The 17149-nt window shown below is 62.7% G+C and carries 13 protein-coding genes; 6 read left to right on the top strand and 7 right to left on the bottom strand.

Annotated elements, in window-relative coordinates:
- Positions 1-96 precede the first annotated feature (96 nt).
- The 6 genes from lepA (at position 97) to pdxJ (ending at position 6023) form a co-directional block, all read left to right on the top strand.
- The gene (gene lepA / locus ACMGGN_RS16880; RefSeq protein WP_046787795.1) at positions 97-1896 is read left to right on the top strand and encodes a translation elongation factor 4; all 1800 of its coding nucleotides are present in this window, start codon (positions 97-99) and stop codon (positions 1894-1896) included.
- Positions 1897-1901: 5 nt separating this feature from the next.
- Positions 1902-2756, top strand: coding sequence for a signal peptidase I (lepB, locus tag ACMGGN_RS16875; RefSeq protein ID WP_115273697.1), 855 nt, complete (start codon positions 1902-1904; stop codon positions 2754-2756).
- 161 nt (positions 2757-2917) lie between these two features.
- Positions 2918-3607, top strand: a complete 690-nt coding sequence (gene rnc, locus ACMGGN_RS16870) for a ribonuclease III (protein WP_012312992.1) — start codon at positions 2918-2920, stop codon at positions 3605-3607.
- Positions 3600-4502 carry a GTPase Era gene (era, locus tag ACMGGN_RS16865; RefSeq protein WP_046787792.1) on the top strand — a complete coding sequence of 301 codons (903 nt, stop codon included), beginning with the start codon at positions 3600-3602 and terminating at the stop codon, positions 4500-4502. The genes rnc and era overlap by 8 nt, the downstream gene beginning before the upstream one ends.
- A 53-nt stretch (positions 4503-4555) precedes the next feature.
- Positions 4556-5239, top strand: coding sequence for a DNA repair protein RecO (gene recO / locus ACMGGN_RS16860; RefSeq protein WP_012312994.1), 684 nt, complete (start codon positions 4556-4558; stop codon positions 5237-5239).
- 61 nt (positions 5240-5300) lie between these two features.
- Positions 5301-6023, top strand: a complete 723-nt coding sequence (pdxJ, locus tag ACMGGN_RS16855) for a pyridoxine 5'-phosphate synthase (protein WP_218176392.1) — start codon at positions 5301-5303, stop codon at positions 6021-6023.
- Positions 6024-6122: 99 nt separating this feature from the next.
- Here pdxJ and cmoB read toward each other — a convergent pair whose 3' ends face one another.
- The 7 genes from cmoB to ACMGGN_RS16820 all read right to left on the bottom strand — a co-directional run bounded on the left by cmoB (position 6123) and on the right by ACMGGN_RS16820 (position 17018).
- Entirely contained in the window at positions 6123-7079 is a 957-nt protein-coding gene (gene cmoB / locus ACMGGN_RS16850) for a tRNA 5-methoxyuridine(34)/uridine 5-oxyacetic acid(34) synthase CmoB (RefSeq protein WP_204919875.1), read from the bottom strand.
- A complete protein-coding gene (gene cmoA / locus ACMGGN_RS16845) occupies positions 7076-7819 on the bottom strand; it encodes a carboxy-S-adenosyl-L-methionine synthase CmoA (protein ID WP_115273699.1) in 744 nt (247 codons plus the stop codon). Before cmoA ends, cmoB begins: the two co-directional genes overlap by 4 nt.
- A gap of 89 nt (positions 7820-7908) precedes the next feature.
- Positions 7909-8301: a protease inhibitor I42 family protein gene (locus ACMGGN_RS16840; protein WP_046787788.1), complete on the bottom strand. Its 393-nt coding sequence runs from the start codon at positions 8299-8301 to the stop codon at positions 7909-7911.
- A gap of 108 nt (positions 8302-8409) precedes the next feature.
- On the bottom strand, positions 8410-10830 hold the full coding sequence (lon, locus tag ACMGGN_RS16835) for an endopeptidase La (RefSeq protein ID WP_046787787.1): 2421 nt from the start codon (positions 10828-10830) through the stop codon (positions 8410-8412).
- Between the two features lie 134 nt (positions 10831-10964).
- Positions 10965-13376, bottom strand: coding sequence for a glucose/quinate/shikimate family membrane-bound PQQ-dependent dehydrogenase (locus ACMGGN_RS16830; protein ID WP_115273701.1), 2412 nt, complete (start codon positions 13374-13376; stop codon positions 10965-10967).
- 28 nt (positions 13377-13404) lie between these two features.
- A complete protein-coding gene (locus ACMGGN_RS16825; protein ID WP_414156141.1) occupies positions 13405-14751 on the bottom strand; it encodes a carbohydrate porin in 1347 nt (448 codons plus the stop codon).
- A gap of 215 nt (positions 14752-14966) precedes the next feature.
- Positions 14967-17018, bottom strand: coding sequence for a TonB-dependent receptor (locus ACMGGN_RS16820; RefSeq protein WP_115273703.1), 2052 nt, complete (start codon positions 17016-17018; stop codon positions 14967-14969).
- Positions 17019-17149 lie beyond the last annotated feature (131 nt).

The following is a 17149-nucleotide window of genomic DNA, read 5'->3' as shown; positions in this document are numbered from 1 at the left end:
CGTCAGAGGAATCTCCCATATCCCTGCTGGTTGAGGTACAATTCCCGGCTATTTTTCGGCGGGCGTCCGGCTCGCAGCCTTTTCGAGTGTTGACCCGTGAGTGATTTGAGTCATATCCGCAATTTCTCCATCATCGCCCACATCGACCATGGCAAGTCGACGCTGGCCGACCGTTTCATCCAGATGTGCGGTGGCCTGTCGGCACGCGAAATGGAAGCTCAGGTTCTGGATTCCATGGACCTGGAGCGCGAACGCGGGATCACCATCAAGGCCCACAGCGTCACGCTTCACTACAAGGCGCAGGACGGCAAGACCTACCAGCTGAACTTCATCGATACGCCCGGCCACGTCGACTTCACCTATGAAGTCTCGCGTTCGCTGGCGGCCTGCGAAGGTGCGCTGCTGGTGGTGGACGCCGGCCAGGGTGTCGAAGCCCAGTCGGTGGCCAACTGCTACACCGCCATCGAGCAGGGCCTTGAGGTCATGCCGGTCCTGAACAAGATGGACCTGCCTCAGGCCGACCCTGATCGGGTCAAGGACGAGATCGAGAAGATCATCGGCATCGATGCTACCGACGCGGTGGCGTGCAGTGCCAAGAGCGGCATGGGCGTCGACGAGGTGCTCGAGCGCCTGGTCCACACCATTCCCGCGCCTGTGGGCGAGATCGATGCCCCGCTGCAGGCGTTGATCATCGACTCCTGGTTCGACAACTACCTGGGCGTGGTTTCGTTGGTGCGCGTGCGTCAGGGCCGCGTCAAGAAGGGCGACAAGATCCTGGTCAAGTCCACCGGCAAGGTGCACCTGGTCGACAGCGTGGGTGTCTTCACCCCGAAACATACCCAGACCGCTGATCTGAAAGCCGGTGAAGTAGGCTTCATCATTGCCAGCATCAAGGACATCCATGGTGCGCCGGTCGGTGACACCCTGACCTTGTCCTCGACTCCCGAGGTCGAAATGCTGGCCGGTTTCAAGAAGATCCAGCCGCAGGTTTATGCCGGCCTGTTCCCGGTCAGCTCCGACGATTTCGAGGACTTCCGCGACGCCCTGCAGAAGCTGACCCTGAACGACTCGTCGCTGCAATACATGCCCGAAAGCTCCGATGCACTGGGCTTCGGCTTCCGTTGCGGCTTCCTGGGCATGCTGCACATGGAGATCATCCAGGAGCGCCTGGAGCGCGAATATGACCTGGACCTGATCACCACGGCTCCGAGCGTGATCTACGAGCTGGAACTCAAGACCGGCGAAACCATCGTTGTCGACAACCCGTCGAAGCTGCCTGATGTTTCGGCTGTCACGGACTTCCGCGAGCCGATCGTCACCGCGACCATCCTGGTGCCGCAGGAGCATCTGGGCAACGTCATCACCCTGTGCATCGAGAAGCGTGGCGTGCAGCGCGACATGCAGTTCCTCGGCAGCCAGGTGCAGGTGCGTTATGACATGCCGATGAACGAAGTGGTGCTGGACTTCTTCGACCGCCTGAAGTCGACCAGCCGCGGCTATGCTTCGCTGGACTATCATTTCGATCGCTATCAGTCGGCCAACCTGGTCAAGCTGGATGTACTGATCAACGGCGACAAGGTCGATGCCCTGGCATTGATCGTGCACCGCGACAACGCGGCCTATAAAGGCCGTGCGTTGACCGAGAAGATGAAGGAACTGATCCCTCGGCAGATGTTCGATGTGGCGATCCAGGCAGCCATTGGCGGCCAGATCATCGCGCGGACAACCGTCAAGGCGCTCAGAAAGAACGTACTGGCCAAGTGCTACGGTGGTGACGTCAGCCGTAAGAAAAAGCTGCTGGAGAAGCAGAAGGCCGGTAAGAAACGCATGAAACAGGTGGGCAACGTGGAGATTCCACAAGAAGCCTTCCTCGCCGTGCTCAGGTTGGATAGCTAGGTCCTATGTCGCTAAATTTCCCGCTGTTGCTAGTCATCGCCGTAGCCGTTTGCGGTCTGTTGGGCTTGATCGACCTGCTGTTCCTGGCCCCGCGCCGGCGGGCGGCAGTCGCCAACTACCAGGGTAGCGTCACCCAGCCAGAAATGGCCGTGGTCGAGCGCCTGAACAAGGAACCGCTGCTGGTCGAGTACGGCAAGTCGTTCTTCCCGGTGCTGTTCATCGTACTGGTGCTGCGCTCGTTCCTGGTAGAGCCGTTCCAGATCCCCTCGGGGTCGATGAAACCGACCCTGGAAGTGGGCGACTTCATCCTGGTGAACAAGTTCTCGTACGGCATTCGCCTGCCGGTGATCGACAAGAAGGTCATCGAGGTGGGTGACCCGCAACGCGGTGATGTGATGGTGTTCCGCTACCCAAGCGACCCGAACGTCAACTACATCAAGCGTGTGGTGGGCCTGCCAGGTGACCAGATCCGCTACACCAGCGACAAGCGGTTGTTCGTCAATGGCCAGCCCATTGCCGAGCAATTGGTCGGCGCCGAGCCCGGCACCCTGGGCAGCGCCGAGCTGTACAAGGAAAAGCTGGGCGAAGCCGAGCACCTGATCCGCAAGGAAATGACCCGTTATCGCATGCCGCCGGACCAGCAGTGGACCGTGCCGGCCGGCCATTACTTCATGATGGGCGACAACCGCGACAACTCCAACGACAGCCGTTACTGGGATGACCCGAACATTCCCAAGGAACTGCACGGCATGGTTCCGGACCGGAACATCGTCGGCAAGGCCTTCGCGGTCTGGATGAGCTGGCCAGAGCCCAAGCTCAGCCACTTGCCCAACCTGTCGCGGGTCGGCCTGATCCATTGATACCCTTCGGCGCTGTCCAGCAGACAGCGCCGAATGCATTTCTGACATAGGCTGTGTTCTCAGGGATCGAGAGATTCGTCGCTCGCCGCGACGGGCCACAGCCAAACAGTCTTTCAGGATGTTGATTTGAACAACGCGTTGAACAACCAACGGGTGGCTGCATGAGTGCTTCCCTTGCCCGTCTCGAGCGCAAGCTCGGTTACACCTTCAAAGACCAGGACCAGATGGTGCTGGCCCTGACCCATCGCAGCTACGCCGGGCGCAACAATGAGCGCCTGGAGTTTCTCGGCGATGCCATTCTGAACTTCGTGGCCGGCGAGGCGCTGTTCGAGCGCTTCCCGCAGGCCCGCGAAGGCCAGCTGTCGCGCTTGCGTGCGCGCTTGGTCAAGGGCGAAACCCTGGCCCGGCTGGCCCGCGGTTTCGACCTGGGTGAGTACCTGCGCCTGGGCTCCGGTGAGCTCAAGAGCGGCGGTTTCCGCCGCGAGTCGATCCTGGCCGATGCCCTCGAAGCCCTGATCGGCGCCATCTACCTTGATGCCGACATGCAGACCGCCCGCGAGCGCGTGCTGGCCTGGCTGACCGACGAGTTCGAAAGCCTGACCCTTGTCGACACCAACAAAGACCCGAAAACACGCCTGCAGGAGTTTCTGCAGTCGCGTAGCTGTGAGCTGCCTCGCTACGAGGTGGTGGACATCCAGGGCGAACCGCACTGCCGTACCTTCTTCGTCGAATGCGAAGTGGTGCTGCTGAACAACAAGAGCCGTGGCCAGGGCGTGAGCCGGCGTATTGCCGAGCAAGTCGCTGCCGCCGCCGCATTGATCGCCCTGGGCGTGGAGAATGGCAATGACTGAGAACAATCCGACCCGCTGCGGTTACGTGGCCATCGTCGGCCGCCCCAACGTGGGCAAGTCGACCTTGCTCAACCATATCCTCGGCCAGAAGCTGGCGATCACCTCGCGCAAGCCACAGACTACCCGCCACAACATGCTCGGCATCAAGACCGAGGGTGATGTGCAGGCCATCTACGTCGACACCCCCGGCATGCACAAGGCCAACGACAAGGCCTTGAACCGCTACATGAACCGCAATGCCTCGGCGGCCCTGAAGGACGTCGATGTGGTGATTTTCGTGGTCGACCGTACGCGCTGGACCGATGAGGACCAACTGGTGCTCGAACGCGTTCAGTACGTGACCGGCCCGCTGATCATTGCAGTCAACAAAACCGACCGCATGGACGAAAAAGCCGAGCTGATCCCGCACCTGCAGTGGCTGCAGGAGCAACTGCCCAATGCCGAGGTCGTACCCATCTCTGCCCAGCAGGGGCACAATCTGGACGCGCTCGAGGCGCTGATTGCCAAGCACCTGCCGGAGAATGATCACTTCTTCCCGGAAGACCAGATCACCGACCGCAGCAGCCGCTTCCTGGCCGCTGAACTGGTGCGCGAGAAAATCATGCGCCAGCTGGGTGCGGAATTGCCGTACCAGATCACCGTGGAGATCGAGGAGTTCAAGCAGCAGGGCCATGTGCTGCACATCCATGCGTTGATCCTGGTGGAGCGTGACGGCCAGAAGAAGATCATCATTGGCGACAAGGGCGAGCGCATCAAGCGCATTGGCTCCGACGCGCGCAAGGACATGGAAACCCTGTTCGACGCCAAGGTCATGCTCAACCTCTGGGTCAAGGTCAAAGGCGGCTGGTCCGATGACGAGCGTGCACTGCGCTCGCTGGGCTACGGCGACCTGTAACCCCTCCAGCGGCCCGGATCTCTCCGGGCCGCTCTGCTTTCAGGCCACACTTCATGGAACAACCTGTCGGCCAGCCGGCCTACGTGCTGCACAGCCGTGCCTACAAGGAAACCAGCGCGCTGGTGGACTTCTTCACGCCGCAGGGGCGCGTGCGCGCGGTGTTGCGCCGTGCAAGGGGCAAGGGTGGCAGCCTGGTGCGGCCGTTCGTGCCGCTGGAAGTGGAACTGCGCGGCCGCAGTGAGCTAAAAAACGTCGGGCGCCTGGACAGCATGGGCATCGCGGCCTGGCTGCACGGCGATGCACTGTTCAGCGGCCTCTACCTCAATGAACTGCTGATGCGCCTGCTACCTGCCGAAGCACCACAACCGGAACTGTTCGAGCACTACGCTCTGACCTTGCAGGCCCTGGCCGCCGGGCGCCCGCTGGAGCCACTGCTGCGTTCCTTCGAATGGCGGCTGCTGGAAGACCTGGGTTACGCCTTTGCGCTTGACCACGACGTCAGCGACGAGCCGATCGAGGCCGACGGGCTGTACCGCTTGCAGGTCGATGCCGGCCTTGAACGCGTTTACCTGGTTCAGCCTGGCTTGTTCAATGGCGCCGAACTGTTGGCCCTCGCCCAGGCCGACTGGGATGCACCTGGTGCGCTGCTCGCGGCCAAGCGCCTGATGCGTCAGGCGTTGGCGGTCCATCTGGGGCCAAAACCGCTGGTCAGCCGGGAACTGTTTCGCAAGCGCTGAGCTCGTCGTATGCTGTGGGGCTAAATCTTCAGGAGAGCCTTTCGTGACTCACAGCAACCGCATGCTTCTCGGCGTCAACATCGACCACGTGGCTACCTTGCGCCAGGCCCGCGGCACACGCTATCCGGACCCGGTCAAGGCTGCGCTGGATGCCGAGGAAGCAGGCGCCGATGGCATCACCGTGCACTTGCGCGAAGACCGCCGGCACATCCAGGAGCGCGATGTGGTGCTGCTCAAGGACGTGCTGCAAACCCGCATGAACTTCGAGATGGGCGTCACTGAAGAGATGATGGTGTTCGCCGAAAAGATTCGCCCGGCGCATATCTGTCTGGTACCTGAAACACGCCAGGAACTGACCACCGAGGGCGGCCTCGATGTGGCTGGGCAGGAGGCACGCATCAAGGCTGCGGTAGAGCGCCTGTCGCGCACTGGCGCCGAAGTGTCGCTGTTCATCGACGCCGACGAGCGGCAGATCGAAGCCTCGCGCCGTGTGGGTGCCCCGGCCATCGAGCTGCATACCGGTCGTTATGCCGATGCCCAGACGCCGACTGAGGTGGCTGAGGAGCTCAAGCGGATCGTCGACGGCGTCGCATTTGGCGTCGGTCAGGGGCTGATCGTCAATGCCGGGCATGGCCTGCATTACCACAATGTCGAGGCGGTGGCGGCAATCAAGGGCATCAATGAATTGAACATTGGCCACGCTTTGGTGGCCCATGCACTGTTCGTAGGTTTCAAGGCGGCGGTGGCAGAGATGAAGGCGCTGATCGTCGCAGCTTCGCGCTGATCATCTGCGCTGCGTTATGCAGGCGGCCAATCGCCGGCAAGCCGGCCCCCACAGGTACAGCGCAGGCCTCAAGAGCTGCGCTGTACCTGTGGGGCCTTTTCATTTGCGCGCCAACAACGTGGCGCGGCGTGGGGCGGGCAACCCCTCGATGGTCTTGCTATGGTCGTTCGGGTCGAGGAAGTCCCCCAGCGACTGGTAGCGCATCCATTCGGTGCTGCGCTGCTCCTCGACGCTGGTCACACTGACATCCACGCAGCGCACATCGCTGAAACCCGCACGGCGCAACCAGCGCTCCAGCGCCGGGACCGACGGCAGATACCAGACATTGCGCATCTGCGCGTAGCGGTCTTCAGGCACCAGTACCTGCTGCTCGTCGCCCTCGACCACTAGCGTCTCCAGTACCAGCTCACCCCCTTTGACCAGGCAGTCCTTGAGCGCCAGCAGGTGCTCGATGGGGGAGCGGCGATGGTAGAACACCCCCATGGAAAACACCGTGTCGAAACCTTCCAGGCTGGCTGGCAGTTCCTCCAGCGCAAACGGCAGGTGCCAGGCCGGCAAGTCGGGCAGGTACCGCTGCACGGCCTGGAACTGGCAGAAGAACAGCCAGTTGGGGTCAACCCCGATGACCATGTCGGCGCCTGCACCGAGCATGCGCCATTGGTAATAGCCGTTGCCGCAACCGACATCGAGCACACGCTTGCCCTGCAGGTCCAGGTGCGGTGCCACGCGCGACCACTTCCAGTCCGAGCGCCACTCAGTGTCGACATGCACGCCGAACAGGTCGAACGGCCCTTTGCGCCAGGGCGCCAGGCCCATCAGGGCCTGGCGCATCTGCGCGCGGGTGGCGTCGTCGCAGTCACAGTCCAGACGCAGGCCGTCGGCCAGGTCGATTTCGCTTGGCTGCAGTGCCGGCAAGGCGTCCAGCGCACCGCGCCAGCGCTCGAGATCGCCGTGGCCTTTCTCCAGCTTGGCTTGAAGTTGTGCTTGCAGGCCTTGCGACCATAAAGCCAGTGGGGTGCCCGCCAGGCGGCGGACGAGGGGGGACAGATCGATCATGGCAGGGCTATCAGCGAGGCGAAATTAAGGCATTGGAACCAAGGCACCACCTTGCTGAAACCCGCCGCGCGCAGGCGCTCGGTGTGGGTGTGCAGGGTGTCGGGTTTCATCACGTTCTCGATGGCGCTGCGCTTCTGGGCGATTTCCAGTTCGCTGTAGCCATTGGCACGCTTGAAGTCCAGGTGCAGTTCATTGAGCAGGGTCTGCTCCTGGTCATCGGCGAAATGCAGTTTCTCCGAGAGGATCAGCGCGCCACCGGGCAGCAATGCCTGACGGATGCGGCCGAGCAACGCCAGGCGCTGTTCAGGGGCGATGAACTGCAGGGTGAAGTTCATCGCCACCACCGAGGCAGGCTCGAAGGGCAGGGCCAGGATGTCGGCGTCCAGTACCTGAACCGGCAGCAGTTCCTGGAACATCGAGTCCTGCGCGGTGAGGTACTGGCGGCAACGTTCGACCATGGCCGCGGAGTTGTCCACCGCGATCACCCGGCAGCCCTCGCTGCGCACATGGCGGCGCAGCGACTGGGTAACGGCGCCAAGGGACGCGCCGAGGTCATACAGGGCGGTATTGGGCTGGGCGAAGCGCGCCGCGAGCACACCAAGGTTCTCGACGATGGTCGGGTAACCGGGCACCGAGCGCTTGATCATGTCCGGGAACACGCGCACCACGTCTTCGTTGAACACGAAGTCGGGAACTTGCTCCAGAGGCTGGGCGAAAAGGCGGTCGGGTTGTTTGCTCACGGTGAATCCAGGCGGCTGACAATTGGCAGGGCCGGCATTCTAGCCAAACCGCGCCAAGGATGCATGGTCGGCTGACCAGCGCTGTGCGTTCAGTTGACCTGCACCGCGCAGTCGAAGGTCTGTACAGGCCGAACTTCCGGGGCCCAGGGCTGCTGGTAGACCAGCACCAGATGGCCTTCGCCTGCGGCACGGGCTTCGAAGCGCCAGGTGGAAATGCCCGCGCTGCCGACGATGCCGGCTTCCTCGGGGGCGCTGTAGACCTCGGGGCCGAGGCTGCGCAAGATGTTCGAGGCCGGGTTCTGCACCAGCCAGCGGTAGCCGGTGGAGGGGTTGCTGGGCAGGGTCAGGGTGAGCGCCTGGCCGACCTGCATGCGCTTGGGGCATTCGCTCTCAGCGTCCAGTTCGACGGTTTGCCTGGGCTGCTGGGCGCAGGCGGTAAGCAGGACGAGGCTCAGGGGAACGAGCAGACGAGGGACAGTCATGGTAGCTCCAGAGGCTGGCGAAGGCCTGAGGATAACCGATGATAGATGGGTTTTGTGCTATCAGTGCCGCCCTCATCGCCGGCTTGCCGGCGATGAGGGCGTTGCGGGTCAGAACAGCACTTTAGCCACGTCGGCAAAGCGCTTGGCAAAGTGCACGGTCAGCCCTTCACGCAAGTACTCAGGCAATTCTTCGAAGTCCCCGCGGTTGGGCTCGGGCAGGATGAGTTCGAAAATCTTCTGCCGCCGCGCTGCGATGACCTTCTCGCGCACACCACCAATCGGCAGTACCTGGCCGGTGAGGGTCAGCTCGCCGGTCATGGCCACCCCTTTTTTCGGTGCCTGGTCACGGGCCAGCGACAGCAGTGCGCTGGCCATGGTGATACCGGCGCTCGGCCCATCCTTGGGCGTGGCGCCTTCTGGCACGTGCAGGTGAATGAAGGCTTCGTTGAAGAAAGCCGGATCACCACCAAATTGCTTGAGGTTGGAGCTGACGTAGCTGTAGGCGATCTCGGCAGATTCCTTCATCACGTCACCCAGCTTGCCGGTGAGCTTGAAGCCGCGATTGAGCGTGTGGATGCGGGTTGCCTCGATCGGCAATGTCGCGCCACCCATGCTGGTCCAGGCAAGGCCGGTAATCACGCCTTTGCCTGCCAGCACCTGTTCACTGCGGAACACGGGTATGCCGAGTGCGGCCTCCAGGTCCTTGGTGCCGATCTTGAGCTTGGCATCCGGGGCTTCGAGCAGCTTGACCACGGCCTTGCGCACCAGTTTGCCCAGCTGTTTTTCCAGCTGGCGTACACCGGCTTCGCGGGCATAGCCCTCGATCACGGCGCGCAGGGCGCTATCGCTGATGGCCAGGCTGGTCTTGGCCACGCCGGCCTTTGCCAGCTGTTTGGGCCACAGGTGACGCTTGGCGATGGCCAGTTTCTCTTCGGTGATGTAGCCGGAGAGGCGGATCACTTCCATACGGTCGAGCAGAGGGCCGGGGATCGAGTCCAGCGTGTTGGCGGTACACACGAACAGCACCTTGGACAGGTCCAGGCGCAGGTCCAGGTAATGGTCGAGGAAGTCGACGTTCTGTTCGGGGTCCAGGGTTTCCAGCAGCGCCGAGGCCGGGTCGCCCTGGTAGCTCTGGCCCATCTTGTCGATTTCGTCGAGCATGATCACCGGGTTCATCACCTCGACATCCTTCAGCGCCTGCACCAGCTTGCCTGGTTGGGCGCCGATGTAGGTGCGCCGGTGCCCCTTGATCTCGGCCTCGTCGCGCATGCCGCCGACGCTGAACCGGTAGAACGGGCGCCCAAGCGATTCGGCGATGGACTTGCCGATGCTGGTCTTGCCCACGCCTGGCGGGCCCACCAGCAGCACGATCGAACCACTGATCTCGCCCTTCCAGGCGCCCACGGCGAGGAACTCCAGGATGCGTTCCTTGATGTCATCGAGGCCCGCGTGATGCTGGTCGAGCACCTTGCGCGCATGCTTGAGGTCGAGCTTGTCCTTGCCATATACACCCCAGGGCAGCGCACTGGCCCAATCCAGGTAGTTGCGGGTGACGGCGTATTCGGGGGAGCCGGTTTCAAGAATGGCCAGCTTGGCCATTTCTTCATCGATGCGCTTTTTTGCCTGCTCCGGCAGGGTCTTGCCTTGCAGGCGCTGTTGGAACTGTTCGAGGTCGGCACTGCGGTCGTCCTTGGTCAGGCCAAGCTCCTGCTGGATGACCTTGAGCTGTTCCTTGAGGAAGAATTCGCGCTGGTGCTCGCCGATCTGCCGGTTGACCTCGGCGGAAATCTCATTCTGCAGGCGCGCAACTTCGACCTCTTTGCGCAGCATCGGCAGGACCTTTTCCATACGCTTGAGCATGGGCACGCAATCGAGCACTTCCTGCAACTGGTTGCCGGTGGCCGAGGTAAGTGCGGCGGCAAAGTCGGTCAGTGGCGATGGGTCGTTGGGACTGAAGCGGTTGAGGTAGTTCTTCAGCTCCTCGCTGTACAGCGGGTTGAGCGGCAGTAGTTCCTTGATCGCATTGATCAGGGCCATGCCGTAGGCCTTGACCTCGTCGGTCGGCTCGCTTGGCTGGCGTGGGTATTCGACTTCGACCAGATAGGGCGGGCGATGGTGCTTGAGCCAGGTGCGGATGCGTACACGGGTCAGGCCCTGGGCGACGAACTGCAGCTTGCCGTTTTCGCGGCTGGCATGGTGCACCTTGACCAGGGTGCCGTACTCCGGCAAGGCCGCAGTGTCGAAATGGCGGTGGTCTTCGGGAGGGGTGTCCATGAAGAACAGGGCCAGGCAGTGGTCCGGTGTCTTGGCCACCAGGTCGAGGGTTTCGGCCCAAGGCTCTTCGTTGACGATGACCGGCAGTACTTGTGCTGGGAAGAACGGGCGGTTGTGGATCGGAATCACGTAGACCTTGTCCGGCAATTGCTGGCCGGGCAGGGCGAGGGCGTGGCCGGTTTGGGCCTGACCATCAAGGTGTTCGATTTCGCTGTTTTCGTCGGGTTGTTCCGGAAAATCCTGCTGGTCGCTCATGGGGCACCTGCGTGAATGGCTATGGTGCTTAGATGGGGCGCGGGGGAATGGGTTTCAAGCTTCAAGCTGCAAGCTTCAAGCCGCAAGAAAAAAGCGGGACCTCGCAGGCCCCGCTTTCGCTTGTAGCTTGCCGCTTAGTCGGCGAGTTTGTAAGCGATGATGTAATCGCCCATTTTGGTGCCCAGCGAACCGTGGCCGCCGGCGACGATCAGCACGTACTGCTTGCCGTCCTTGCCGGTGTAGGTCATCGGCGTGGCTTGGCCGCCCGCTGGCAGGCGGGCTTTCCACAGCTCCTTGCCATTGTTCACGTCATAAGCACGCAGGTACTGGTCCAGAGTGCCGCTGAGGAAGCCGACACCACCGGCAGTGACGATCGAGCCGCCCATGCTCGGCACGCCTACCGGCATGCCGATCGGTATCGGCGTGCTGTCACGGGTGGTGCCGTTCTTGCGCTTCCACACCACTTTGTTGGTGAACAGGTCGATGGCCGCCACGTAACCCCAGGCCGGTGCCTGGCACGGCACGCCCAGCGGCGACATGAACGGGTGCATGATCACGGCGTAAGGCGCGCCGGTGTTGGGCTGCACGCCGCTGGTTTCGCTTTCGCGCTTGCTGCCGGCGGCAACCTGTTCGCGCGGCACCATCTTCGACACGAAGGCCATGTAGTTGGGCGAGGTGAACAGCAGTTGGCGCACCGGGTCGACCGAGACGCCGCCCCAGTTGAACACACCCACGTTGCCTGGGTAGACCAGCGAGCCTTGCTCGGACGGCGGGGTGTACTGGCCCTCATAGCGCAGTTCGCGGAACTGGATGCGGCACAGCATCTGGTCGAACGGTGTGGCACCCCACATGGCCTGTTCGGTCAGGTCCGGGCCGAGCAGATTGAGGTCGGAGCGGGCCTGGGTCGGTGCAGTGTGGTCACCCTTGACCGCACCTTGCGGTACCGGGATCTCGCGGATCGGCACGATGGGGGTACCGTCGCGGCGGTCGAGCACGTACAGGCTGCCCTGCTTGGTCGGTACGATGATCGCAGGCTTGACGCCTTCCTTGGTCTTCAGATGAACCAGGGTGGGCTGGCTGCCAACGTCCATGTCCCACAGGTCGTGGTGGGTGAACTGGTAGTTCCAGCGCGCCTTGCCGGTAGCAAGGTCCAGGGCGACCACGCCTGCGCTGTACTTCTCCGCACCCGGGGTACGGTTGGCGCCATACTGGTCGGGTGTCTGGTTGCCCAGCGGCAGGTAGACCATGCCCAGGTCTTCATCGACGCTGGCCAGCGACCACATGTTGGCCGAGTTGCGGCTGTAGGTCTTGCCAGGGGCCAGTGGCTGGGTATCTTCGGGGTTGTTGCTGTCCCAGTTCCAGACCAGGCGGCCATCGTGCACGTCATAGGCGCGGATCACGCCGGAAGGCTCGTTGGTCGACTCGTTGTCGGTGACATGGCCGCCGATGATCACCAGGCTGCGGGTGACCGCCACCGGCGAGGTGGAGTAATAACCGCCGGCGGTGAACGGGCCGATACCGGTGGTCAGGTCGATCGCGCCCTGGTTGGCGAAGCCTTCGCAGACCTTGCCGTTGTCGGCATTGATGGCGATCAGGCGGGCGTCGGCAGTCGGCAGGTAGAGGCGGCGCGGGCAGGCTTGGGCCACGGCTTGGCCTGCGTCGGAGACTTTCGGTGCCGGGCTGCCGTCGCGGCTGACGTAGTTGTTCTCGTCATAGTACGAAACGCCGCGGCAGGTCATGTGGGCGAAGCCCTTGAACGTACCCACCGGGGTCTTGATCTGCGGGTCGTAGCGCCAGATCTCGGCACCGGTGTCCGGGTCCAGGGCCAGCACCTTGCTGTGGGCGGTGCAGGCATAGAGCATGCCGTTGGCCTTCAGCGGGGTGTTTTCGTTGGTCAACTCGACCGGGTCGTTGTCCGTTGGCAGGTCACCGGTGCGGATGCGCCAGGCTTCTTCCAGGCGGTAGGCATTCTGCGGGGTGATCTGGCGCAGCGGCGAATAACGGTCACCATGCTCGGTGCGGCCATAGGCTTGCCAGTCGCCGTCGGGCATGGCCGGTGCGGCACTGCCCATTTCGCTGTTGTCGCGGCCCAGTTCGCCAAACACTTCGCCCGGGTGGGTGAACTGGCTGCCCAGCGCGCAAGCGCCAGAGGCGATCACGGCAATGCTGAGCAGGGCGGTATTGGCCTTGTTGCCCGGGCCGGTCAGCGGGCGGCGTGCCCAAGGCAGCAGCAGCACAACGCCGATGGCGAACCAGATGGCCAGGCGTGGTACCAGTTGCCACCAGTCCAGGCCCACTTCCAGCAGTGCCCATGCCGTGCTGCCCAGCAGCACCAGGCCGTACAGGCCCAGGGCAAGTCGGCGCTGAGCCAGCAGCAGTGCGCCCGAAACGGCAAAGCCGATACCGGCGATCAGGTAATACAGCGACCCGCCGAGCTGGCTGAGCTTGATGCCGCCCGCCAGCAAGGCCAGGCCCATCAATAGCAGCAGTACGCCCATCAGGCGCGGTAGCCAGCGGCTTCCATTCTTGGCACCGTCAGTGCTCATCGTATGTTCTCCGTTAGGTGAAGGGTTGTCAGAAAGTGCTTTGGATCTTCAGGCCGCCGATCAGGGCGTCGTCCACCTGCGACACCCCGCCCGGATGGCGGATGTACTGCAGGTTCGGGCGCACCGTGAGCCAGTCGGCCAGGTGAATGCCGTAATAGAGTTCAGCGCTGTACTCGGTGTCCTGCACGGGCAGGAAACCCGGATTGTCGTAGTCGTCGAGGCCGGCCGCCTGGTTGGCCAGGCGGGCGTTCTTGCGGTAGGCGGGGTTGACGTGCACGCGGGCGAGGGCGAAACCGATGTCGTCCTTGGCGCGGGCATCGAAGGGGCCCTTGTATACCAGTCCTGCCTGCACATAGTTGTCGATGGCATTGGTCTTCTTGTCGTGCATTGTGGCGTTGGCGAACAGGCTCAGGCCGCGCGACTGGTCAGTGGCCAGCGAGGTAACCTGCTGCTGGGCGCCGATCCACAGGCCGTGCTTGCTCGAACTGCTACGGTAGGTGGCGCCACTGATGGCGGCCGGCTGGCCGTTGCTGTCCTTCAGAACATCCTGTGCCTTGGCATTACTGTAGTAGTACCCGGCGCGATATTCCCCTTTCAGGCCATTGACCCGCGGGCTCCACACCAGTTCGATCGGCATTACCGCACCCTGGGTACCGCTGCCGCTGAGTTTGAAACCGTTGCCGGATTCGAGGTTGGAGGGGTTCTGCTCGAACACCCCGACCTGAGCATAGAGGGCGTCGTTTATGTTGTAGCGCACACGTAGCGCCCACTGGCTGACCGGCCAGTTGTACCAGATGCCCCCGACCCAGTTGCCCACCTGCGAGCCGCAGAAGGCCAGGTTCTGGAAGTCGCAGGGGAAACTGTTGAAGTCCTCGCCTTCACCGAAGCGGCCGAATTTCACGTTCAGGGCGCCATCGAAGTATTTCTGCCTGATCCACATCTGGGTCAGCCGCCAGGTTTCACCCCGGCCCCAGACTTCCTGGGCCGAAGTGAAGCCGCCGACCCGCGGGTCGTTGATGCGGTCGTTGCTGATGTTGTCCCCGTGGCGTTCGGTGATGGTCAGCTGCAGTTCGGTGTCTTGCCAGCCAAGGATCTTTTCCAGGTCCAGGTGGCTGCCAAAGGTGAACTGGTCGCTGTAACGCGCGGTGCGGTCATGGTCGTAACCGCCGTGTAGGTTGCTGCCCATCTCGCCGGTGTAGCCAAGGGTGAAGTCGTAGCCTTTTTCCAGCAGCTCGCTGCGGGTGCCGCCCCAGTCACCAAGCATCCACGGTGAGTCGCTGGCGAACATTTCACTGGCGCTGGTGGTGGACGAAAAACAGGCGGCCAAGGCAATCAGGGCGGTGCCGGTGTAGCGAATGTTGGGCAGTAAGAACATGAGATAGCGCTATCTTTTGATTGTCGAAAAAACGGCAAGCGCACCGATGAGCGAGCTCTTCGATGGAAATGGCGACAGGAAAGGTGAGTGAAGCGATTCAGCTTGCGGCGGGGAGGATATAGGGGAAGTTGTAAGAAAAAAAGACAAATTGTCGCAGTTGATTGTTACGCCCACGGTAACAGTGCGGGAATGGGGCGCACAGCGCCCCTTGAAGATCAGAAGGTCGTGCGCAGGCCTACTTCCACACTACGCCCCGGCGCCGGTGCGATATCGCGCAGAATCGAGCTGGCGTAACGCACGGTCTGATCCGTCAGGTTCTCACCGCGCACGAACGCCAGCCACTGGCTCTGGCCGATATCGAAGCGATAACCCACACTCGCTCCCAGGGTGGTGTAACCATCGGTGCTGGTCTCATTCGCCGGCTTGCGATGCTGCGACGCGGCATGCTGCACATCAACGCGTGCCTGCCAACGGTCCAGCTCCCAGACCAGTCCGCTGTTCAGCCGCAAAGGCGCAATGCGCGGCAGCGGCTCGCCACTGTCGAGGTTCTTGGCCCGGGTGTAGTCGCCCGAAAGCTCGAGGGCGAAACTGCCGTAGCGGTTCTCGACCAACTGCCAGCGATCCTGGGCCTCGATGCCGTAGAAACGCGCCCGCACGCCCTGGTACTGGTACTCAGGGAACCCGCCGTCGTCGTGATCGTGATCGTGGCCATGATCATCGTCGCCATGGTCGTGGTCATGGCCCTCTCGCATGTTGCCCGTGCCGATCAGGCCGATGTAGTTGCGAAAATGGCTGTAGAACACCCCGACGCTGCCCTTGTGGGTGCCATTGTCGAAGCGCAGCGCCAGGTCGGCGGAGATGGCTTTTTCCTTGTTCAGGCTGGCATCACCGACTTCATAAGCCCCGGTGGCGACGTGGGCGCCGTTGGCGTACAGCTCGTAGAAGGTCGGCGCACGTTCGGTGTAACCGACGTTGGCAGCGAGCGCCCAGACCGGGTCGAGTTGGTACACCGCCCCCGAAGACAGGCTCAAGGCGTTGAAGCTGCTGGCGCTGTCGGCAGCGACGAAGTTTTCGTTGCCTTTGGCATCCGGGTCGACGCGGGTGTGTTCCAGGCGCGCACCCAGGCTCAGGTCGAGGCGCTCGGTGGCCTGCCATTGCTCAAGCATGAACAACGCCAGGCTATCGGTATCGGTGTGCGGCACGAAGGCTTCTTCACCCAGTGCCGAGAATTCATTGCGGCTAACCTGGGCGCCGATCACGCCTTCCAGCGGGCCGATCGGTTGGTGCCTGGCCTCGATACGTGCCTCATAGCCCTTGTTCTTGAAGGTGGTGTGCACTTCGCCTTCTTCGATTTCGCTGTGCTCGTAATCGGTGTAACCGGCATCGACCTTGACCGAGCTGAAAGGGCCCTCGAGGTCACGCAGTTCGGAGGCGAAGCCGTAGTGATCCTGCTTCATGTCCAGGCGCACGCCGGACTCGGCCACCGAGCCGTAGTTACTGTCGTAGCGGCTGTAGGACAGGCCCGCATAGCCGTGATCCCAGTGGTAGGACCCGCCCACTGCGCCGCCATCCTGGCGCCCGTCGCTGTTTTCCAGGCGGTGCTTGCTGCCGGGCTCATCAGCGTCGCGCACCTTCGAGCTGCGGGCGTAGCCTGGGATGCGCAGGTCGTTGAACTGGCGGCTGTTGGCATCCAGGTGCAGGGCGAAGGTGCCGTCACCGGCTTCCAGCTTGCCGGCACTGCTGCGCGTGGTATCGGCACCGCCGTAACGCAGTTCGCCGGCACCGTGAATGCCTTCGATGGGCGCGTCGGGGATGCGGTTGTCGAAGGTATTGACCACCCCGCCGATGGCGTTGCCGCCGTAGAGCAAGGCGGCGGGGCCACGGACGATTTCGACGCGCTCGACGGTGACCGGGTCCAGTGGCACGGCATGGTCGTAAGACAGCGCCGAGGCGTCGAGGGCGCCGACGCCGTTACGCAGGATGCGGATACGGTCACCGTCCAGGCCGCGAATCACCGGGCGGCTGGCGCCTGGGCCAAACCAGGTGGAGGCGACACCGGGCTGTTTGTTGAGGGTTTCACCCAGGCTGCCGTGCTGCTGCTGCAGCAGGTCGTCGCCTTCGAGCACGGTGCTGGGGGCAGCCAGCTCGCGGTTGCCCAGTGGGTTGGCGGTGATGATCTGGGGTTCGAGTTCCACGGCCTGGCTGGGTGATGAGGCGAGCCAGAGGGCGACGGCGAGGGGAGAGAGGCGTAGGGGAGAGTACAACATGGAAAGTGACGGTCCTTGGCAGAGTCTTTTATATTGTTACTGTATAACATCACTATTTCAGCACAGAGGTTTCAGCGTTTGCCAGCGGTTTTTGTATTGACGGTGCCGCGCCCCCTTCATCACTACACTCG

This window comes from Pseudomonas sp. BNK-30 (genome assembly GCF_047456185.1).
In the GTDB taxonomy this organism is placed as follows: Bacteria; Pseudomonadota; Gammaproteobacteria; order Pseudomonadales; family Pseudomonadaceae; genus Aquipseudomonas; species Aquipseudomonas putida_E.
This window is presented reverse-complemented; position numbering and strand designations above follow the sequence as displayed.

Excerpts from the sequence above, each read along its gene's own strand:
- recO (WP_012312994.1), top strand. The coding sequence starts at position 4,556 with ATGGAACAACCTGTCGGCCAGCCGGCCTACGTGCTGCACAGCCGTGCC.
- lon (WP_046787787.1), bottom strand. The coding sequence starts at position 10,830 with ATGAGCGACCAGCAGGATTTTCCGGAACAACCCGACGAAAACAGCGAA.
- lepB (WP_115273697.1), top strand. The coding sequence starts at position 1,902 with ATGTCGCTAAATTTCCCGCTGTTGCTAGTCATCGCCGTAGCCGTTTGC.
- pdxJ (WP_218176392.1), top strand. The coding sequence starts at position 5,301 with ATGCTTCTCGGCGTCAACATCGACCACGTGGCTACCTTGCGCCAGGCC.
- ACMGGN_RS16825 (WP_414156141.1), bottom strand. The coding sequence starts at position 14,751 with ATGTTCTTACTGCCCAACATTCGCTACACCGGCACCGCCCTGATTGCC.
- ACMGGN_RS16840 (WP_046787788.1), bottom strand. The coding sequence starts at position 8,301 with ATGACTGTCCCTCGTCTGCTCGTTCCCCTGAGCCTCGTCCTGCTTACC.
- era (WP_046787792.1), top strand. The coding sequence starts at position 3,600 with ATGACTGAGAACAATCCGACCCGCTGCGGTTACGTGGCCATCGTCGGC.
- rnc (WP_012312992.1), top strand. The coding sequence starts at position 2,918 with ATGAGTGCTTCCCTTGCCCGTCTCGAGCGCAAGCTCGGTTACACCTTC.
- cmoB (WP_204919875.1), bottom strand. The coding sequence starts at position 7,079 with ATGATCGATCTGTCCCCCCTCGTCCGCCGCCTGGCGGGCACCCCACTG.
- ACMGGN_RS16820 (WP_115273703.1), bottom strand. The coding sequence starts at position 17,018 with ATGTTGTACTCTCCCCTACGCCTCTCTCCCCTCGCCGTCGCCCTCTGG.
- ACMGGN_RS16830 (WP_115273701.1), bottom strand. The coding sequence starts at position 13,376 with ATGAGCACTGACGGTGCCAAGAATGGAAGCCGCTGGCTACCGCGCCTG.